Here is a 17,870-nt window from a genome sequence, read left to right on the forward strand (position 1 = left end):
GCTAGACCTCCCTGAACAGGGAGTCTGGGCGGGTGCCCGGCTCCCAGCTGGCCAGCGAGACCCGTCCGCCTTCGGAGGCGGCCGCCCCGCTGTGGCACATTTCCGGGGCGCCGTGGCCGAAGGGGTCGAGCTCGGCGATGCCGCGCGGGGTCTCCGGGGAGGTGGTGGGGATGACAAAGCGGTCGTCATACTTGGCGATGGCCAGCAGCCGGTACATCTTCTCCAGCTGGTGCCCGGTCATGCCCACGGCCGCGGCGATGTCCTCGTTGGGCGCCTCGCCTAAGTTGATGTCGCGCATGTAGGAGCGCATGGCCGCCAGGCGGCGCAGGGACAGCTCCACGGGGGCGGTATCGCCCGCGGTGAACAGTCCGGCGAGGTAGTCCAGCGGGATGCGCATGGTGGACAGCGCGGTGAGCAGCACCCGGTGGTCCTCGGCGTCGTTGCCGGTGGCGGTGACTTGGTCGACCACGGGGGACAGCGGCGGAATGTACCAAACCATGGGCAGGGTGCGGTACTCCGGGTGGAGCGGCAGCGCGAGCTGGTAGGTCTGGATGAGATCCCAGATGGGCGACTGCTGGGCGGCGTCGATCCAGGAGTGGGGGATGTTCTCCGCGATGGCGGCGGCGATGACCTCCGGATCATGCGGATCGAGCAGCAGGTCGCGCTGGGCCTGGTAGAGGTCCTGCGGATCCTCGGTGGCTGCGGCTTCGGCGACGCGATCGGCGTCGTAAAGCAGCACCCCAAGGTAGCGCAGCCGGCCCACGCAGGTTTCGGAGCACACGGTGGGCTGGCCGACCTCCAGACGCGGGTAGCACAGCGTGCACTTCTCGGCCTTGCCGGTCTTGTGGTTGAAGTAGACCTTCTTGTAGGGGCAGCCGGAGACGCACATGCGCCAGCCGCGGCAGCGGTCCTGGTCCACCAGCACGATGCCGTCTTCGGTGCGCTTGTACATGGCGCCGGAGGGGCAGGAAGACACGCAGGTGGGGTTGAGGCAGTGCTCGCAAATGCGCGGCAGGTAGAACATGAAGGCGTCCTCGATGGTCTTGGATACCTGCAGGTTCATCTGCTCGAGCACGGGGTCATCGTCGAGCGTGGCGGTCGATCCGCCGAGGTTGTCGTCCCAGTTGGAGGACCATTCGATCTTCTCCAGGGGGCGGCCATCGAGGGCGGAGACGGGCCGGGCTGTGGGCTGGGTGCGCTGGCCGCGCGGGGCGGACAGCAGCTTGTCATACTCGTAGGTCCACGGCTCGTAGTAGTCGTCGATGGTGGGCAGCTTGGGGTTGTGGAAGATGGTGGCCAGCTTGCGCATGCGCCCGCCGGAGCGGGGGCGCAGCTTGCCGGTGGAGGTGCGGATCCAGCCGCCCTCCCAGTGGTCTTGGTCCTCCCAGGCGCGCGGGTAGCCCACGCCGGGGCGTGTTTCCACGTTGTTGAACCAGATGTACTCGGTGCCCTCACGGTTGGTCCAGGCCTGCTTGCAGGTCACGGAGCAGGTGTGGCAGCCGATGCACTTATCCAGGTTCATCACCATGGCGATCTGTGCCATTACCTTCATCAGTACTCAACCTCCTGGCTGCGGCGACGGATGCGCGTGACCTCGTCGCGGTTGTTTCCGGTGGGCCCGATGTAGTTGAACCCGTAGGAGATTTGCCCGTACCCGCCGGCCACGTGCACCGGCTTGATCATGATGCGGGTCAAGGAGTTGTGTGTTCCGCCGCGGCGGCCCGTTCGCTCGTTGACCGGGGTGCCGGTGGTGCGCTCCTGGGCGTGGTTCATAAAGACCGTGCCTTCGGGGATGCGGTGGGAGACGATCGCGCGGGCAGAGACGATGCCGTTGCGGTTGTAGGCCTCGATCCAGTCGTTGTCCGCCACGCCGAGCTTGGCGGCGTCGCGGTCGGACATCCAGATGACCTGGCCGCCGCGGGAGATGGACAGCAGGTGCAGGTTGTCGTAGTACTGCGAGTGGATGGACCACTTGTTGTGCGGGGTCAGGTAGCGCACCGTGACCTCGGGGTTGCCGTCCGGCCCGGTCAGCGTCTCGCCGGGGCCGACCTCACCGTTGATGTGGATGTGATCCAGCGGCGGGCGGAAGACCGGCAGCGCCTCGCCGTAGTCCATGAACCAGTCGTGGTCGATGTAGTAGTGCATCCGCCCGGACAGGGTGTGCCAGGGCTTGTTGTACTCCAGGTTGATGGAAAAGGCGGTGTAGCGGCGGCGGTCCTGCTTGGATCCGGTCCACTCGGGGGAGGTGATCACCTCGGCGGGGCGTTCCTTGATCATGTCCCAGGTGATGTGGGCGTCCTCGGCGCCGCGCACCAGCTTGGTCATGTCCTCGCCCACGCGCGCGCCCTGGTTGCGGAAGCCCTCCAGCGACACCTCGCCGTTGGAGACTCCGGACAGGTGCAGAATTGCCTCGATGGCTTTGGTTGCGGTGGTCAGCTCCGGCAGCTGGGTGGGTCCTTCGCTTGTCGACGCCTCCGAGGTGCCGTTGATCAGCTTAAGTTCCTCTACCTGCTTGGAAAGGTTGTAGGCGGTGCCGTGGGTGCCGGTACCCAAGGTCCCCGTCAGGGGGCCGAGGTGGTTCCACTTCTCATAGATCTTGGTGTAGTCGCGCTCCACCGGGACGAGCTTGGCCATGGTGGTTCCCGGGATGAGACCCTGGGATTCCACGTCCGGGACCACGCCGCCGGGCATGCCCAGCTCATCGGGGCTGTCGTGGCCCATCGGGGCGGTGATCACGTCAGTCTGCGTGCCCAGCCAGGTCACGGCCAGCTCGGAGAAGGCCTTGGACAGGTCGCGGAAGACCTCAAAGTCTGAGCGCGCCTCCCACGGCGGGTTAATCGCGGCGTTGAAGGAGTGGATGAACGGGTGCATGTCCGTGGTGGACATGTCGTTCTTCTCATACCACGTGGCGGCGGGGAAGACCAGGTCAGAGACCAGCGTGGTGGACGTGTTGCGGAAGTCCGTGGTCATCATCAGGTCGAGCTTGCCGTCCGGGGCCTCATCGGCCCAGCGGATCGTGCTCGGGCGCTCATCCGGGCCCAGCTCTTCGGCGGTAGCGTCCGAGTCCACGCCCAGCATGTGGCGCAGGAAGAACTCGGTGCCCTTGGCCGAGGAGCCCAGCAGGTTGGTGCGCCAGTTGAGCAGCACGCGGGGGAAGTTCACCGGGTTATCCGGGTCCTTGGCCGCAAACTCGAGGTCGCCTGACTCCAGCTGCTCGACGATGTACTCGCGCACGTCGCGCCCGGCGTTGCGGGCCTCTTCGGCGATGAGCAGCGGGTTGCGGTTGAACTGGGGGTAGGACGGCATCCAGCCGCGCTCCATGGCCTCAACCAGGGTCTCCGAGGTCATCTTGGTGCCCACCACGCCCCGGTTGGCCAGCGGAGAGGCCAGCCGGTCGGCGCGGGTGTTGTCATAGCGCCACTGGGAGGTGGTCAGGTAGTAGAACCCGGTGGAGATCATCTGGCGGGCGGGGCGCTGCCAGTCCAGCGCGAAGGCGTACTGGGCCCAGCCGTTGGCGGGGCGCAGCTTTTCTTGACCCACGTAGTGGGCCCAGCCGCCGCCGTTGACGCCCTGGGTGCCGCACATGGAGGTCAGGGCCAGGAAGGTGCGGTAGATGGTGTCGGCGTGGAAGTAGTGGTTGACGCCGGCGCCCATGATGATCTGGGAGCGGCCCTTGGTGCGGGCGGCGTTGTCGGCGAACTCGCGGGCGATGCGCACGGTGCCGGCTACCGGCGCGCCGGTAAGCTCCTCGGCCCAGGCCGGGGTGCCCACCTCGGAGGCGTCGTCGAAGCCGGTGGGCCAGGACCCGGGCAGGTTTAGCTCGGGGCGGGCCACGCCGTAGTGGGCGAGCATGACGTCATAGACGGTGGTGACCAGCTTGTCGCCCACGCGGTAGACCGGCACGCCGCGGGTGACCACGCCGGCGCCGACCGGGCCGGACTCTGCGCTGCCGGTTGCCGGCAGGTCGAATCGCGGCAGCAGCAGCGTGGCGGTGTCGTGGCCGGCGACCTCGCCGATGCTCATGACGGGGTCCACGCCGTCGAGGCGCAGGTTCCACTTGCCCACGCCGTCGTCGCCGTAGCGGTCGGCCACCGTGCCGCCCGGGTCCACCACGGTGCCGTCCTTTTCCATGGTCAACAGGCGATGGGTGGCGTTGGGGGTGGCGGCCAGCGGATCGCCGTCGAGCTGGGCGGCGGTGAGGAACTTGCCGGGGGTGTAGGCGCCGTCGGCGGCCTGGTCGAGGCTGACCAGGAATGCCGAGTCGGTGTAGCGGCGCATGTAGTCCAGGAAGTAGGGGGTCTTGTTCTTGACGTGGAACTCGGAGAGGATGACATGCCCCATGGCAAAGGCCAGGGCGCCGTCGGTGCCGGGGGCCACGCGCAGCCACTCGTCGGCGAACTTGGTGTTGTCAGCAAAGTCGGGGGAGACCACCACGACCTTGGTGCCCTTGTAGCGGGCCTCCACCATGAAGTGGGAGTCCGGGGTACGGGTGACCGGGATGTTGGATCCCCACATCATCAGGTAGCTGGAGTTAAACCAGTCGCCGGATTCCGGGACGTCGGTTTGGTCGCCGAAGGTCTGCGGGGAGGCCGGGGGCAGGTCCGCGTACCAGTCGTAGAAGCTGAGGGCGGTGCCGCCGATGAGCTCCAGGAAGCGGGTGCCCGCGCCGTAGGAGACCTGGGACATCGCGGGGATGACGGTAAACCCGAAGATGCGGTCGGGGCCGTGTTCGCGCACGGTGTAGACGTGGGCGGCGGCGGCGATCTCGATGGCCTCTTCGTAGGAGATGCGCACCAGGCCACCCTTGCCGCGCTCCTTGATGTAGGCGCGGCGCTTGTCCGGGTCCTGCTGGATGTCGCGCCACGCCAGGACCGGGTCGCCCAGGCGCTGCTTGGCCTCGCGGTACATCTCTACGAGCACGCCGCGGGCGTACGGGTAGCGGATGCGGGTGGGCGAGTAGGTGTACCAGGAGAAGCTGGCGCCGCGGGGGCAGCCGCGCGGCTCATATTCGGGCATGTCCGGGCCGGTGGTGGGGTAGTCCACGGCCTGGGATTCCCAGGTGATCACGCCGTCTTTGACGTAGACCTTCCAGGAGCAGGAGCCGGTGCAGTTCACGCCGTGGGTGGAGCGGACAACCTTGTCAAAGGCCCAGCGGTTGCGGTAGAAGACGTCGGCGTCGCGGCCGCCCTTCAAAAAGAGCTGTTGCTGGCCGGGGCCGGAGTCGCCACGGCGCACGTAGGTACCCAGCTTGAGCAGCGGGTTGGCAGAGGAGCCGGAGGTGTCAGTCATGGGAAAATCCTGAGGGGAAAGTGAGTGGGCAAAACGGGTGCAGTGTCAGCGCGCAGTTTTAGCCGGGGAAGGGGGCCCGGGGGCGGGCGTAGTAGATCCACACGAGGCTGGTGGCGATGGCAAAGAAGACCACGCAGCCCCAGTAGAAGGCGGGGACGGTAACGGCGGTGAGGAGCACACCGACGATGAACGGGCCGAAGGCTGCAATCGCGCCGGTCCAGCCGATGACGCCGCCGGCCTGGCGCTTGGGCAGGATCATGGGCATCTGCTTGAACGTGCCGGCGTTGCCCAGCCCGGTGAAGAAGAAGAACACGAGCATGGAGGTGAGGAACCAGCGGAACTGGCTGGGGTCGGTGGGGTTGAGGTAGAACGTTGCCCACGCGCACGAGATGGTCATGCCCACGCCGCCGACGAAGGTCCAGATGGCGCCGCCGAAGCGGTCGCACAGCGGGCCCCACAGGGCGCGCACGCCGGCGCCGATGAGCGGGCCGAGGAAGGCGAAGCTGGCGCCCGCGGGCAGGGTGGCCGGGTCGTGGGTGGCGGCGAAGTCGGAGTTGGCGCCGTAGAGGTTGTTGATCATCAGCCCGAATTGCGCGGCGAACCCGGAGAAGGCGCCGAAGGTCATCAGGTAGACGATGGTGAGGATCCAGGTGTTCTTGTTGCCAAAGATGTCGATCTGCTGGCGGATGTTGGCCTTGATGGGCACGTCGCGCAGCAGGGTCCAGGCCAGGATCGCGGCGAGGATGGCCCAGGGGATCATCACGGCGGCGGCGTTGTGGACGAAGATGTCATCGCCGGCCGTGGTGCGCTGCGGGGCGACGAAGGTCAGGCCCAGCAGGCCGAAGCCCATGACCCAGGGGGCCAGGAACTGGATGAGGGACATGCCGAAGTTGCCGATGCCCGCCTGCAGGCCCAGGGCCGTGCCGGAGCGGGACTTGGGGAAGAAGTATCCGGTGGAGGGCATGTAGCCGGAGAAGACGCCGCCGCCGATTCCGCAGAGGAAGGCCAGCGTCAAAAGCCATCCATAAGAAGTCGATGAATCTTGAACGGCGAAAAACCAGCCGACCATCGGAATGATGAAAAGCAGAGAGGAAAGGGTAACCAGTTTTCGCGTGCCGATGATCGGCGGCAGGAACATGAAAATCAGCCGGAAAATACCGCAGGCCAGTCCGGGAATGGCGGTCAGCCAGTAGAGCTGGCCGGCGCTGAGGCTGAACCCGATCTGGTTGAGCAGCGGGGCGACCGCGGAGACGAGGTACCAGGTGGAAAAGCCGATGATCAGGGAGAACGTGGATACCCACAGGGTGGTCCACGCGATGCCGGAATCCCAGCGGTTCGGATCTTCGGGGTCCCAGTTAGTCAGGACCCGACCGTGGTGGGATGCCTGCTGGGGCTGAGTGTCGGAGGACGCGGCCATCGCGGTGCCTTCCAATCTGTCGTAGAGATATCAAACAAGGGTGGTGCTGCTCATCAAATTATTCGACTAAGATTCAGTTGTCTAATTTTCTACGAGTATCCTCGTTTTAAATACGCAACACGGGTGTTGTTTAAATACGAGAAAGGAAGTTCACATGCGCACGGCCAGGGTGATTGTCGTCTCTGATCGGGTGGCCCAGGGGGGCCGCGAAGACACCTCGGGACCGGAGGCAATCCGGCTTCTCGCGCAGATGGCGGACCGCATCACTGACGGATTGCAAGTGGAAGAGGCGCCGGTGGTCGTCCCCGAGGGTGCCGAGCCGGTGGCTGACGCCCTGGACGCGGCCTTGGACGCCGGCGTGGGGCTGGTTATCACCTGCGGCGGCACGGGATTGAGCCCGCACAACAAAACCCCGGAGGTAACAAAGCAGCGCCTGGTCACTTTGCTTCCGGGGGTGGTCACTCAGATGGTGGTCGCGGGCCTGGCCAACAGCTCGAAGGCGGGCTTAAGCCGCGGTGTGGTGGGTATCAGTGCCTCGGGCGCGCTGGTGGTCAATGCGCCCGGCTCGCTGGGCGGGGTGCGCGATGCGCTCGCCGTGCTCGCCGAGGTGGCCGACGCCATCTTCCGCCAGCTCGACGAGGCCTAAGCGCCTCAGCGCCTCAGTGGCCGTGGCCGGCCCTGCCGCAGCTGCTTAGGCGGTGCGGTCGAAACGCAGGTGCCAGTCCTGCGGGCCCCGCTTGAGGTAGGTGACCTCGAAGGTCTCCGGGCGCTGCTCGATCTCGGCGAGCAGCGGCAGCGGGTCGTGCGGGGCGATGAGGATGAGGGACTGGCCCACCTCGCGGGTGCTCAGCGCGCCGTGGATGGCGCCGTGGCGCACCTCGTGGGGGATGGTGGCAACGTTGAAGGCGGGCACGGGTGCCTGGGGGTTAAGGGGGATGAATTCGCTCATGGGGTCTCCTTGGGGTCGAATCGTGGTGGCGTTGTACTCTCGCCCCCACTTTAACTACGCTCAAATCCGTGAAAAACATGGCCCGCGCTCATCTGGCCGTGGCCGCAGTCTTAACCGCCTGGCTGATCGCCGAGGCCGCCTCTGTCGCCGCGGGGGCGAGCTGGTGGAGGATGGTCCACCCGATCACGCTGGGGGTAGTCACCACGGCGATCCTGGTGTACTCCACGCACTTTTGTGATGCCCTGACCCGCTCGCATACCTCCGGCACCCCGCTGGTGATCCGGGTGGTGCTGGTGCAGGTCGCCGCCGTCACCCTCTACCTGGTGGACCCGGCGACGGGCTGGAATCTGCTTGCCGACGCCGCCGCGGCACTCCTCGGCATCACCGGCGCCTGGCACGCCCTTGCCCTGGCCCGGCGCCTGCGCGCGGCGATCAGCCCTAGCCCCTTGGCCCGGATCGTCGTGGCCTACTATGTTGCCGCGCTGGGCGCTCTCATCGCGGCGATCATCGCCGCGCGGTTGGGGTATACCCAGGTGCATTCGCGCCTGGCGGTGTGGGGTTTTGTGTGGCTGACGGTGCAGGCCACCGTGGTGACGTTGGTGCCTACCTTCGCCGGGACGTCGATAAGCACGACCGCGAGTGCCCGCCTGCCGCGCGCGCTCGTGATCAGCTGTGCGGGGCTGGCGGTGCTGGCTGTGGGGCTGCCCTGGGGCCAGCTGGTGGTCGCGGTGGCCGGGGTGCTGGTGATCCAGCCGGTGATCGCCGGCGCGCTGGCAGGCTCCGCGCCGGTGGGCGTAGTGGCCGCGCTGGTGTGGTTTCCTGCGCTGTGCGTGGCGGACGTGGTGGCCGGGCAGACGCAGGTGGTGCTGCCGACGCTGCTGGGTGCCGGCCTGGTGCAGCTGGTGACCGGCGTGCTCATCGTGCTGCTGCCGCGGTTGACGCTGCGGCGGCCGGGGCCGGATCGGTGGGCGGTGCCGCGCGCGGTGGTGATCAACGCCGGTGGGGTGGTGGCGCTGGTGTGGGCCGGGCCGGGGGCGGCCGTCATGGCGGCGGGCCTGGCCTGGCAGCTGGCCACCCTCATCGCGCGGGTGGTGCGGCGATGAGCGCGCGACGCCAGGCCATCATCTCCTGGGCGGTGATCCTTGGCACGATGGTGCTCGCGGTGGGGCTGGTGCTCGCCCCGCGGGCCTGGCAGGCCACCGCTGGCGGCCCGGTCCATGACGTGACCATGAAGGGCATGCATTTCTCCCCAGAGGTAGTGGCCGTGCGCCCGGGCGAGCACGTGCGCATCAGGCTGCACAACGAGGGCAGGGTGGCCCATGACCTCACCGTCAACGGGGTGCGCTCCCCGCGGGTCGCACCCGGCGCCACGGCGATTCTCGACGTCGGTGAGCTGGAGGAATCCACCACGGGGTGGTGCACGGTGGCGGGGCATCGCCAGGCCGGCATGGTGCTCTACGTCGTGGTGGTGGACGCGCCGTGAAGCTGGCTCTAGCCGCCAGCGAAGGGCGGCAGCACGTCGAGCCGGCGCACACCGGACAGGGGGCTGGCTGCGGTGGCGTGGGCGCCGTCGAGAAGGAAGGAACAGCGGCCGAGTACCTCGGCAAAGCCCATGCCCGCCTGGGTGGTGCCGGCGTGCTGGGCGCGCAGGTCATCGAGCAGCTCGCCGAGCGTTGCCGGAGGCTGCGGATAGTCCTGGCTGGCGGTACCAGCGGCCTCGCGGGCGGCGGCAAAGTAGTGAATCTCCATCAAAGAACTAGCCTTTTCGTGGGTGTCGGTAGCGGTATGAATGCCGATACCGGCCCACGCTACCCTGGAACACATGTCTCAACGAAGCCCGCTTGACCACCTGGCGGCTGTCCGCGCGGCACTGGGCAGCCCCACCACCATCACCGTCGCGCTTGCCGACGCCCTGGGCGCCACCCTAGCCAGCGACGTCACCGCGGTCACGGACTCGCCCCCCTTTGACAACTCCCAGATGGACGGCTTCGCCCTGCCTGCCGTCGGCGCGCGCACCTGGCCGGTCGGGCCCACCATCGCCGCCGGTGACGCGCCCGGCGAGCTGGCCGGGCACGCCCTGCCCATCATGACCGGCGCAGCCGTGCCCGCAGGGACCGCCGCGATCGTGCCCGTCGAGCGCTGCCGCCCGGATACCTTCGACGCCGCGCTCGCCGCGGGTGACGTCGACGTCCCGGAGGTGGCCCCGGGCACGTTTATCCGCACCGCGGGCAGCGACCTGCGCGCCGGCGAACTGGTGGTGCCCGCGGGGTCTCGGGTGACCCCGGTGGTCATCGGCGCGCTGGCGTCCCAGGGGATTGCTGAGGTCACCGTGGTCGCCCCCACCGTGGTGCTGGTCACCGGGGGAGCAGAGGTAGGTGGTACCGGCCCGGCATCCATCCCGGACGCCAACGGCCCGCTCCTGACCGCGCTGTGCAGCACCTTTGGCATCCGCGTGGCCTGCCACCTCCACACCGATGACAACCCGCAGGCCTGGGAAAAGCAGCTGGCCCAGGCCATTGCGACCCACCGCCCGGACGCGGTGATCACCTCCGGGGGCATCTCCCACGGCCGCTTCGAAGTGGTCCGCCAGGTGCTCAGCAGCCGCGGCTGGTTTGGGCACGTGGCCCAGCAGCCCGGCGGGCCCCAGGGCCTGGCCACATATGAAACCACCCCGGTGATCTGCCTGCCCGGCAATCCCATCTCTACGCTGGTCTCCTTCCGGCTGTTCGCCCTGCCCGCCCTGCTGGGGCGCGCCGATTTCGGTGGGGTGACCAGCGTGCTGTCTACGCCTGTCCCGGTGACCGGGCTGCCGGATAAGGTGCAATTTCGCCGCGCGATCACCCACGGGGCCACCACCCGCCTGCTCGGGGGTGCCAGCTCCCACCTGCTCGCCCAGGCCGCCACCGCCACCGCGCTGCTGGAGGTGCCCGCCGGCGCCGAGCTTGCCGACGCCACCGCCGTCACCGTCTACCCCCTCTACGACCTGCCAGGACCCCGCCATGACTAGCGCTTATGTCATCGTTTCTTCGACCCGCGCCGCCGCCGGTACGTACCAGGACCGCACCGGGCCGGTGCTCGTGGACTGGTTGCGCTCCCGCGGGCTGGACACCCCCGACGCCGAGGTCGTCGCCGATGCGGAAATCGCCGCTGCCGTGACCGCCGCGCTCGGCAGCCCGGTACCGCCGCGGGTGCTGCTGACCACTGGCGGGACCGGGCTGAACCCGGATGATCGCACCGTCGAGGCCGTCCGCGAGCACCTGGATACGGAGCTGCCCGGCATCGTCCAGGCCTTCTTCGCTCAGGGCCTGGCCTCCACACCCATGGCGGTGCTCTCCCGGGCCGTCGCGGGCACTACCGGGCGCACCTTCGTGATGACCCTGCCCGGCTCGCGCGGCGCCGTCGCCGATGGCATCGCCGTCCTCGATCCGCTCCTTGACCACCTGATCAGCCAACTGGAAGGCCGCCATGACCACTAATCTTGTCGACGCCCTGATGAGCACCCGCCCGCTGGAAGAACTACTCCCCGCCGCGCGCGCCGCCACCGCCGATGACACCCACGGCGCCGTGGTCACCTTCGACGGGGTGGTGCGCAACCACGACGGCGGCAACGCCGTGTCCGCCCTGACCTATAGCGCCCACCCCAGCGCCGACGAGGTCATCGCTGCCGTGGCCGCGCGCGTGGCCGCGGACTTCCCCGAGGTGCGCCTGTGGGCGGCCCACCGCACCGGCGCGCTGGCCGTCGGCGACCTCGCGTTCGTGGTCATCGCCGCCTCCGCGCACCGCGGCCCCGCCTTTCGCGCCTGCGCGGCGCTTGCCGACGCCGTCAAGGCCGAGGTCCCCATCTGGAAGGACCAAGAGCTCAGCAGCGGCGACCACCAGTGGGTGGGCCTAGAATGAGCCGCTACCTGCGCCAAGAAACCCTCTTTGGACCCGCAAACCAGGACAAACTCGCCGCGGCCCACGTGGTGGTCCTCGGCGCCGGCGGACTCGGCTCGCCCGCCCTGGCCTACCTGGCCGCCGCGGGCGTAGGCCGGCTGACCATCATCGATGATGACACCGTAGAAATCAGCAACCTGCACCGCCAGGTCATCCACCCCACCAGCGCCGTAGGCCTGCTCAAGGCCGACTCCGCGGCGCGCACCCTGGCCGCCTTGAACCCCGAGATCACCGTCACGGCCGTGGCCCGGCGCCTAACCCCGGACAACGCCGACGAGCTGCTGCGCGGCGCAGACCTGGTCCTCGACGGCACCGACAACTTTGCCACCCGCCACCTGGCCTCCACCGCCTGCGCGCGCGCCGGGATCCCGCACGTGTGGGGCTCAATCCTGGGCTGGCAGGCCCAGCTCAGCGTCTTCTGGGCCGACCACGGCCCGGTGTATGAGGATCTCTATCCCAGCCCGCCACCGGCAGGCTCCGTGCCCAGCTGCGCCCAAGCCGGGGTGCTAGGACCCGTCGTCGGCGTGGTGGGCTCCGCGATGGCCATGGAGGCCCTCAAGCTCATCACCGGGCTAGGCGAGCCGCTGATCGGGCGCGTGGCCTACTACGATTCCCTCCAGGCCACCTGGGAACACATCCCCCTGGTGGCAGACCCGCAGGTCACCCACCGCACCCGAGAAGGCCTGCCTCCGGGGCTGACCCCGCAGGTCGAGGACATCCCCGCCGGCATCGCGCTGATCGACGTACGCGAGCCAGACGAGTTCGCCCGCGGGGCGATCCCCGGGGCACGCAACGTTCCCTTAAGCCGCATCGAGGCGGCCACCCCCACTGAGCGCGCCGGGCTGATCGCGGCCCCCGCGGTGGTCTACTGCCAGGCGGGGGTGCGCTCCGAGCGGGCGGTCGAGTTGCTCGATACTCCCGGGATTGTCAGCTACCGCGGCGGGTTCGAGCGCTGGTTGGCCGCGGCCAACTCCTCCGGGGTGTCATAGTCGCGCTCGCTGCCGTCCGGGGCAACGGTGACAACGTTCGCCTGGGCCAGCAGGGCGCGCGCCGAACGATCCCGCGGGCTGCCCAGGCCCGCCAGCGCCGCCACCAGGGCCTCGGTGCGCCACAGGGCGCACAGCGGCTCGCCGGCAATGCAGGCCACACCGGCGGCAGGGGTGCGGGCCAGTGCGGCGTGGAGGCGGGGAAGCGCCGCCCCGGAGTGCGGCGCATCGACGGCGAGGACCGCCGTAAGGTCACAGTCCGGCCGCACCGCGGCGGCAATCCCGGCCACCGGCCCGCCGAGCGGGGGATCCTCGCACACCCGCGCTACGTCCGGGGGTAGATCAACGGGGCCGGGGTGGACAACGGTGACGGGGCGGTCCAGGGTGGCTAGGAGGGCGTCGATAAGCCGAACCCCGTGGAGGCGCACCTGCGCCTTATCCGCCCCCATCCGTGAGGAGGCGCCCCCGGCCAGCACGATGATGTGCACGCTAGGCACCGGGCAGCTCCCGAGACCAATCCCCCGAACGCCCGCCGGACTTGGCCACGATGCCGCAGCGGCGAATGTAGGCGCTGCGATCCACGCCCTTGACCATGTCAATGACCGCCAGGGCCGCCACGGACACCGCCGTGAGCGCCTCCATTTCCACGCCGGTGCGATCCGCCGTGCGCACCGTGGCCGCGATGGCCACGTGATCGTCGTGGATGTCTAGATCCACCGCCGCCCCGTGGACGCCGATGGTGTGCGCCAGCGGAAGCAGCTCGGGTACACGCTTGGCCGCGGCGATACCGGCGATGCGCGCCACCGCCAACACATCCCCCTTAGGCACCGTGCCTTCCCGCAACGCCGCCAACACCTCCGGCGAGCAGGCGACCTCGCCGACCGCGGTCGCTGTGCGTACCGTCGGCGCCTTGGCCGTTACGTCCACCATGCGGGCCTGGCCGCGAGAATCAAGATGCGTCAATTCCATGAAGACAACCTTCCACAAAAAGAGTTAAGCGAGCAGCTGTACCCGGGTCGACCCGTCGGGAAAGGTCACCGCCAGGCCGCTCGCCCCGGCAAGGGCCCCGACCATGTGAGAGCGCCCCGCATGCAGGCGGGCAACGCCGCGGCGCCAATCAATGGCCACCGGGCTGACTACCGCCACGCCCTCGCGGGCGGGAACCGCAGGCTCCACAGGGAAGGGCACCACGCGCGCGGGAGCCTGCGTTCCCGCCAAGCGCGCCACGCCAGGCAGCACGAACAGCTCCAAGCCCACCCACGCGGCCACGGGATTGCCTGGCAGGCACACCAAGGGGGTGTTCTCCCACCGGCCCACCCCTTGGGGCTTGCCCGGCTGGATGGCCACCGGACCAAACCACGCCACCGACCGGGCGGCGGCCTTGACCACGTCATAAGCACCGGCTGAAATCCCGCCGATGGTGACAATGAGATCTGCCTGGGCGGCCAGCTGATCCAGCAGCGCGCTCACCGCCGCCACGTCATCGTGGCAGTGGTGGTGACTGACCGAGGCATGGGGTTCCAGCACGGCGCAGGCCAGGGGCCCGTTGGAGTTGGGGATGACCGTGCCCACCTCATCACCCGTGGTCAGCACCGCCACCCGGGGCCTGGGATGCACCTCAACGTGGCTGATCCCGCAGCTAATCAGCGTGGAAAGCAGGCCCGGATCCACCACATCGCCGGCGGCGGCAATCTGGGCGCCTGCGGCGATGTGCTCGCCACGCAGGCGCACGTGGGCGCGTGGGGGCAGCGCCGCGATGGTCACGTGGGCAGGCAGCGACAGGTCGGCGGGGGAGTCGGTGTCCTCGACGGGGATGACGGTGAGGTCGGAGGCGCGCGCAAGCTCGGCGCCCGTCATCACCCGCAGCGCGGTGCCGGGGGTTACCTCGCGTGGCGACGCCCCCGCTGGTACATCTCCGCACACCGGCAGCCGCCACGGCCCACTGCCCTGCAGATCCGCCCGCCGCACCGCGTAGCCGTCCACCGCCGAGTTATCACACGGGGGGACCGCAAGCTGCGCCTGCACGGGGACGGCGAGCACGCTGCCAACCAGGCTGGCGTCCACGGCGAGACGCCCCGGCGGCAGGGGAGCGCACACCTCTTCAACGGCGCGGAGGTGTTCGGCAAGGGAACGAGGCATGGGACTCATGCTAGCCAAGCGCGGGGAGGACACCGGCGTTAGCCGCCGATGGCAGACATTGGCCGCTCGGGCTGCAAGAAGGACGGATCATCAATGCCATGCCCGGCGCGCTTAGCCAGCGTGTTGAGCCCCCACGCATCGATGAGCTCCGCATCAGTAGCCCCGGCGCGCATGGCATCGCGCAAACTCGTCTCGCCGCGGGCGAAAAGGCAATTGCGCACCGCCCCATCGGTGGTCAGCCGAGTCCGGTCACAGTCCCCGCAGAACGGGTGCGTGACAGAGGCAATAACCCCCAGCGCGCCCGTGGCGCCGGTATGCCGATCGCGGGCATCCCACAGCGCAGCCGGCGCCGCACCCCGGGGGGTGGTCGCCGCGCGCAAGTCAAAGCGCCGGCCCAGGCGCCGCAGAATCTCCGCGGCCGTAATCATGGTGGAGCGATCCCACTGCGACGGGGGCCCTAAGGGCATCTGCTCGATGAAACGCAACTGCAGCCCGTTGTTGATGGCGAAGGCAGCCACCGACTCAATATCGGCGTCATTGACCCCGGGCATGACCACCGTGTTGAGCTTGACCGGCTCCAGGCCCGCCTCCTTGGCCGCCTGAATCCCGGCCAGCACATGCGGCAGGCGGTCGCGCCGGGTCAGCTGCGCGTAATGCTCCCGGTCCAGGGTGTCCAGCGAAATATTGACCCGGTCCAGCCCGGCCGCCTTCAGCTTGGCGGCACGGTGGCTCAACCCCAGCCCGTTGGTGGTAATCGCTGTGGCAGGGGCCACCCCCTCATCGGTGCGCAGCTGCTTTGTGGCCGCGACGATCTCCTCCAACGAGCGGCGCAGCAGCGGCTCCCCGCCGGTAAAACGCACCTGGCGGATGCCCAGATCCTCCACGGCGATGCGGATGAGCCGCAGCATTTCCTCGTCCGTCAGCGTCGCCTCGGTGGGAAACCAGTCCAACCCTTGCGCCGGCATGCAATACGTGCAGCGCAAATTACAGCGATCGGTCAAGGAGACACGCAGGTCACGCGCAACCCGGCCGAAAGTATCGGCGAGGACCGTAGTGGAGGTTCGAGGAAGTGTCATTGCCCCTCATCCTAGGAATTGTTCACAGTTTTTCCAAGCTTTATCCCCCGTTGGCTGCGCCGGGGCCAACATAAGACTGCGGGGGAGTCAGCCGCGCGATGGCCGTTGCGATCAATTCCCGGGGGTGATCGCCGATCTCCATTGACCTGTGGAGGAGCAGCCCCTCGTAGAGCGCATCGATGACCAGGGTGGTATCCGCGTCGAAATACTGGGCCACCACCGCACGGCAGCGCCGAATCCACCCGCGCAGCACAGCCTGGAATCGGGGATGGCGCACCGCGATGGCATACAACTCACTGCCCAGGACCACCGAATCGCTCATCGATTCCGAGGACCCCACCAGCATGTTCACCACCGCCTCGCGGGCGGATTCGAGGCCATCAACGTGGGCAAAATAGGCGCTAAACTCCGCCACCGACTCATCGGTGAAGTGGGCGAAGGCCTCATGGAGCAGCTCATCAATACCGTTGAAGTAGTAGGTCATGGACCCCAACGGGACGCCGGCCGCCTGGGCGACACGGCGGTGCGACGTCCCGGCCACCCCGTGCGTACATATCACCTTCATGGCGGCCACGACGATGCGCATACGTCGGTCCGGGTCGCGCCGGGCCGACGCCTTCATGGGCGGGGAAGACGGAGGAAGAGCCATAATGTCTCGACCGTAGCAGGGGCCTGGATTCTACCCAGCCCCACTCCGCCACCCCGATCGCAGGCGATTAGGCGCTGGCCTTGCGGCGCATGGCGGTGCGGTAGATCTTGAAGATCCCGTAGGCGCCGAAGACGGCCCACACGAACTCGGTGATAAACAACCCGGGGTTGAACGGCGAAATGGCGGTGTAGGTAAAGCAGGCCGCGCCCACGAGGTTCAGCGACTGGTACAGGTAGGAGTCGCTCTTGAGCAGACCGGCGTTGAGCGCGCCGAAGGCGGCCAGGAAGCAGACGGTGCCAAACAGGGACACGGGGGCAGATAGAGGCATCATGGGAAAGGGTGCTCGCTTTCTTTAGCGGGGACAGCGGGGGGAAGGGGAAGGACAGGTGCAGGCGGTGCTGGTTTAGGCGGCGGCCGGTGCGGGCGCGCCCTTGGAGCGCTTGCGCCAGATCTTGACCACGCCGAATAGCGCGATGAGCGTCCAGATGGCCTCGGTGATGACCACGCCGACGTTGAAGGGCTGAATAGCGGAGTAGGTCAGGGCGGCGGCGCCGATGGCGTTGAGCCACTGGTAGGTGTAGTGATCCGGGGTCAGCTTGCCCATGTTGAGCAGGGCGAACCCGGCGAGCAGGGCAACAGATGCCACGATGGAAATAGGGGCTGCAAAAGGCATGAGGATCCTCTCAGGGGAAAGGTGTTAGGAATTTAGGAATGGTGCTGGGCGTGCCGGCGCTTCTCCGGCACGGCGATGCGCGCCAGCGTGGGCAGCTCGAGTGACTCCAAGGTCTGCTGCGCCTGGGTGGCCTGGGCCTCGAAGGCGCGCAGGCGCTCCTGCTGGGGTGCGGTGAGCCGGCCGGCCTTCTCGTAGTACTTCAGCCGCGGGTAGCGCCCGGCAAGCAGCGTGCCCAGGTCCACGGCGAGGTCGAACTGACCCTCATCGGCCGACGAATGACCGGCGTGGGCAAAGTCCAGGGCGTCAGCCAGGGTGTCGTGGAGCATGGCCAGATCCAGGTCCACGCCGGGCACGGAGCCGTCGGCGGTGGCGTAGGAGTCCACGCCGGTGCGGCTGGGCCCTGTCGGCGTATCGCGCCACCGCTGCATGCGCAGCGTCTGGTTGGCCAGCACGGGCTGATTGACCGGCAAGCGCAGCGCATCCGGCTGGCCGGTGAGCTGGCCGTAGCTCATCCGAATGAAGGTGTGGTGGGCCTCCAGGCCCGGGGTGGTGCACACCAAGCCCACGGCGTAGGCCTCCAAGTCCTCCGACTGGAAGTTCCAGCCGATGTATCGGGCCAGATCCTTGACGCGGAAGTCCCGCGGGGTCGAGCCGGGCAGGTGGAAGTCCACCTCCACCAGGTAGTCCAGGGCGCGCTGGCGCCCGGCCGCATCGAGGGTGATGTCCGAATGTAGGGGATACATGTGTGGGGGTTCT

General features: G+C 68.3%; 20 protein-coding genes. 7 read left to right on the forward strand and 13 right to left on the reverse strand.

Annotated elements, in window-relative coordinates; genetic code table 11:
• Position 1 precedes the first annotated feature (1 nt).
• From narH to LH390_RS04545, 3 genes are read right to left on the reverse strand one after another with little or no spacing between them, the layout of a single operon-like run.
• Positions 2 to 1,552 carry a nitrate reductase subunit beta gene (gene narH / locus LH390_RS04535; RefSeq protein ID WP_227282422.1) on the reverse strand — a complete coding sequence of 517 codons (1,551 nt, stop codon included), beginning with the start codon at positions 1,550 to 1,552 and terminating at the stop codon, positions 2 to 4.
• A complete protein-coding gene (locus LH390_RS04540; protein ID WP_227282421.1) occupies positions 1,552 to 5,289 on the reverse strand; it encodes a nitrate reductase subunit alpha in 3,738 nt (1,245 codons plus the stop codon). The genes narH and LH390_RS04540 overlap by 1 nt, the downstream gene beginning before the upstream one ends.
• A gap of 58 nt (positions 5,290 to 5,347) precedes the next feature.
• The gene (locus LH390_RS04545; RefSeq protein WP_227282420.1) at positions 5,348 to 6,706 is read right to left on the reverse strand and encodes a nitrate/nitrite transporter; all 1,359 of its coding nucleotides are present in this window, start codon (positions 6,704 to 6,706) and stop codon (positions 5,348 to 5,350) included.
• A 154-nt stretch (positions 6,707 to 6,860) separates the two neighbouring features.
• Between LH390_RS04545 and LH390_RS04550 the strand changes: the two genes are divergently transcribed.
• Positions 6,861 to 7,352: a molybdopterin-binding protein gene (locus LH390_RS04550; protein ID WP_227282419.1), complete on the forward strand. Its 492-nt coding sequence runs from the start codon at positions 6,861 to 6,863 to the stop codon at positions 7,350 to 7,352.
• A gap of 45 nt (positions 7,353 to 7,397) precedes the next feature.
• Here LH390_RS04550 and LH390_RS04555 read toward each other — a convergent pair whose 3' ends face one another.
• On the reverse strand, positions 7,398 to 7,655 hold the full coding sequence (locus tag LH390_RS04555) for a DUF2249 domain-containing protein (RefSeq protein WP_227282418.1): 258 nt from the start codon (positions 7,653 to 7,655) through the stop codon (positions 7,398 to 7,400).
• A 68-nt stretch (positions 7,656 to 7,723) separates the two neighbouring features.
• Here LH390_RS04555 and LH390_RS04560 point away from each other — a divergent pair, with 68 nt between their 5' ends.
• Positions 7,724 to 8,758 carry a beta-carotene 15,15'-monooxygenase gene (locus tag LH390_RS04560; protein ID WP_227282733.1) on the forward strand — a complete coding sequence of 345 codons (1,035 nt, stop codon included), beginning with the start codon at positions 7,724 to 7,726 and terminating at the stop codon, positions 8,756 to 8,758.
• Positions 8,755 to 9,138, forward strand: coding sequence for a cupredoxin domain-containing protein (locus tag LH390_RS04565; RefSeq protein ID WP_227282417.1), 384 nt, complete (start codon positions 8,755 to 8,757; stop codon positions 9,136 to 9,138). The genes LH390_RS04560 and LH390_RS04565 overlap by 4 nt, the downstream gene beginning before the upstream one ends.
• 8 nt (positions 9,139 to 9,146) lie before the next feature.
• On the opposite strand, the gene LH390_RS04570 is transcribed toward LH390_RS04565, so the two are convergent.
• Positions 9,147 to 9,404: a MoaD/ThiS family protein gene (locus LH390_RS04570; RefSeq protein WP_227282416.1), complete on the reverse strand. Its 258-nt coding sequence runs from the start codon at positions 9,402 to 9,404 to the stop codon at positions 9,147 to 9,149.
• A 73-nt stretch (positions 9,405 to 9,477) separates the two neighbouring features.
• Here LH390_RS04570 and LH390_RS04575 point away from each other — a divergent pair, with 73 nt between their 5' ends.
• The 4 genes from LH390_RS04575 to LH390_RS04590 are packed head-to-tail and all read left to right on the forward strand — an operon-like array spanning position 9,478 to position 12,580.
• Complete coding sequence (locus tag LH390_RS04575; RefSeq protein ID WP_227282415.1) at positions 9,478 to 10,662, forward strand: molybdopterin molybdotransferase MoeA; 1,185 nt, start codon at positions 9,478 to 9,480, stop codon at positions 10,660 to 10,662.
• Complete coding sequence (locus LH390_RS04580) at positions 10,655 to 11,131, forward strand: molybdopterin-binding protein (protein WP_227282414.1); 477 nt, start codon at positions 10,655 to 10,657, stop codon at positions 11,129 to 11,131. The genes LH390_RS04575 and LH390_RS04580 overlap by 8 nt, the downstream gene beginning before the upstream one ends.
• Positions 11,121 to 11,552 carry a molybdenum cofactor biosynthesis protein MoaE gene (locus tag LH390_RS04585; RefSeq protein ID WP_227282413.1) on the forward strand — a complete coding sequence of 144 codons (432 nt, stop codon included), beginning with the start codon at positions 11,121 to 11,123 and terminating at the stop codon, positions 11,550 to 11,552. The genes LH390_RS04580 and LH390_RS04585 overlap by 11 nt, the downstream gene beginning before the upstream one ends.
• Positions 11,549 to 12,580: a ThiF family adenylyltransferase gene (locus LH390_RS04590; RefSeq protein ID WP_227282412.1), complete on the forward strand. Its 1,032-nt coding sequence runs from the start codon at positions 11,549 to 11,551 to the stop codon at positions 12,578 to 12,580. Before LH390_RS04585 ends, LH390_RS04590 begins: the two co-directional genes overlap by 4 nt.
• On the opposite strand, the gene mobA is transcribed toward LH390_RS04590, so the two are convergent.
• From mobA to LH390_RS04630, 8 genes are all read right to left on the reverse strand, one after another.
• Positions 12,523 to 13,074, reverse strand: a complete 552-nt coding sequence (mobA, locus tag LH390_RS04595; RefSeq protein ID WP_227282411.1) for a molybdenum cofactor guanylyltransferase — start codon at positions 13,072 to 13,074, stop codon at positions 12,523 to 12,525. The genes LH390_RS04590 and mobA overlap by 58 nt on opposite strands.
• Complete coding sequence (moaC, locus tag LH390_RS04600) at positions 13,067 to 13,546, reverse strand: cyclic pyranopterin monophosphate synthase MoaC (RefSeq protein WP_227282410.1); 480 nt, start codon at positions 13,544 to 13,546, stop codon at positions 13,067 to 13,069. The genes mobA and moaC overlap by 8 nt, the downstream gene beginning before the upstream one ends.
• Positions 13,547 to 13,570: 24 nt before the next feature.
• On the reverse strand, positions 13,571 to 14,716 hold the full coding sequence (locus LH390_RS04605; RefSeq protein WP_227282409.1) for a molybdopterin molybdotransferase MoeA: 1,146 nt from the start codon (positions 14,714 to 14,716) through the stop codon (positions 13,571 to 13,573).
• Between the two features lie 38 nt (positions 14,717 to 14,754).
• On the reverse strand, positions 14,755 to 15,792 hold the full coding sequence (moaA, locus tag LH390_RS04610) for a GTP 3',8-cyclase MoaA (RefSeq protein ID WP_227282408.1): 1,038 nt from the start codon (positions 15,790 to 15,792) through the stop codon (positions 14,755 to 14,757).
• Between the two features lie 40 nt (positions 15,793 to 15,832).
• Positions 15,833 to 16,441, reverse strand: a complete 609-nt coding sequence (locus LH390_RS04615; protein WP_227282407.1) for a TetR/AcrR family transcriptional regulator — start codon at positions 16,439 to 16,441, stop codon at positions 15,833 to 15,835.
• Between the two features lie 67 nt (positions 16,442 to 16,508).
• Positions 16,509 to 16,772 (reverse strand): CBU_0592 family membrane protein, encoded by a 264-nt coding sequence (locus tag LH390_RS04620; RefSeq protein ID WP_227282406.1) that lies wholly within the window; start codon positions 16,770 to 16,772, stop codon positions 16,509 to 16,511.
• Positions 16,773 to 16,844: 72 nt separating this feature from the next.
• Positions 16,845 to 17,114, reverse strand: a complete 270-nt coding sequence (locus tag LH390_RS04625; RefSeq protein WP_227282405.1) for a CBU_0592 family membrane protein — start codon at positions 17,112 to 17,114, stop codon at positions 16,845 to 16,847.
• A gap of 32 nt (positions 17,115 to 17,146) precedes the next feature.
• Positions 17,147 to 17,857 carry a hypothetical protein gene (locus LH390_RS04630; protein ID WP_227282404.1) on the reverse strand — a complete coding sequence of 237 codons (711 nt, stop codon included), beginning with the start codon at positions 17,855 to 17,857 and terminating at the stop codon, positions 17,147 to 17,149.
• Positions 17,858 to 17,870: the final 13 nt, after the last annotated feature.

Origin of the sequence: Corynebacterium uberis (assembly GCF_020616335.1) — a bacterium.
GTDB classification, from domain to species: Bacteria; Actinomycetota; Actinomycetes; order Mycobacteriales; family Mycobacteriaceae; genus Corynebacterium; species Corynebacterium uberis.

Coding starts and splice junctions, on each gene's coding strand:
- narH (WP_227282422.1), bottom strand. CDS start 1,552: ATGAAGGTAATGGCACAGATCGCCATGGTGATGAACCTGGATAAGTGC.
- LH390_RS04540 (WP_227282421.1), bottom strand. CDS start 5,289: ATGACTGACACCTCCGGCTCCTCTGCCAACCCGCTGCTCAAGCTGGGT.
- LH390_RS04545 (WP_227282420.1), bottom strand. CDS start 6,706: ATGGCCGCGTCCTCCGACACTCAGCCCCAGCAGGCATCCCACCACGGT.
- LH390_RS04550 (WP_227282419.1), top strand. CDS start 6,861: ATGCGCACGGCCAGGGTGATTGTCGTCTCTGATCGGGTGGCCCAGGGG.
- LH390_RS04555 (WP_227282418.1), bottom strand. CDS start 7,655: ATGAGCGAATTCATCCCCCTTAACCCCCAGGCACCCGTGCCCGCCTTC.
- LH390_RS04565 (WP_227282417.1), top strand. CDS start 8,755: ATGAGCGCGCGACGCCAGGCCATCATCTCCTGGGCGGTGATCCTTGGC.
- LH390_RS04570 (WP_227282416.1), bottom strand. CDS start 9,404: ATGGAGATTCACTACTTTGCCGCCGCCCGCGAGGCCGCTGGTACCGCC.
- LH390_RS04575 (WP_227282415.1), top strand. CDS start 9,478: ATGTCTCAACGAAGCCCGCTTGACCACCTGGCGGCTGTCCGCGCGGCA.
- LH390_RS04580 (WP_227282414.1), top strand. CDS start 10,655: ATGACTAGCGCTTATGTCATCGTTTCTTCGACCCGCGCCGCCGCCGGT.
- LH390_RS04585 (WP_227282413.1), top strand. CDS start 11,121: ATGACCACTAATCTTGTCGACGCCCTGATGAGCACCCGCCCGCTGGAA.
- LH390_RS04590 (WP_227282412.1), top strand. CDS start 11,549: ATGAGCCGCTACCTGCGCCAAGAAACCCTCTTTGGACCCGCAAACCAG.
- moaC (WP_227282410.1), bottom strand. CDS start 13,546: ATGGAATTGACGCATCTTGATTCTCGCGGCCAGGCCCGCATGGTGGAC.
- LH390_RS04605 (WP_227282409.1), bottom strand. CDS start 14,716: ATGCCTCGTTCCCTTGCCGAACACCTCCGCGCCGTTGAAGAGGTGTGC.
- moaA (WP_227282408.1), bottom strand. CDS start 15,792: ATGACACTTCCTCGAACCTCCACTACGGTCCTCGCCGATACTTTCGGC.
- LH390_RS04615 (WP_227282407.1), bottom strand. CDS start 16,441: ATGGCTCTTCCTCCGTCTTCCCCGCCCATGAAGGCGTCGGCCCGGCGC.
- LH390_RS04620 (WP_227282406.1), bottom strand. CDS start 16,772: ATGATGCCTCTATCTGCCCCCGTGTCCCTGTTTGGCACCGTCTGCTTC.
- LH390_RS04625 (WP_227282405.1), bottom strand. CDS start 17,114: ATGCCTTTTGCAGCCCCTATTTCCATCGTGGCATCTGTTGCCCTGCTC.
- LH390_RS04630 (WP_227282404.1), bottom strand. CDS start 17,857: ATGTATCCCCTACATTCGGACATCACCCTCGATGCGGCCGGGCGCCAG.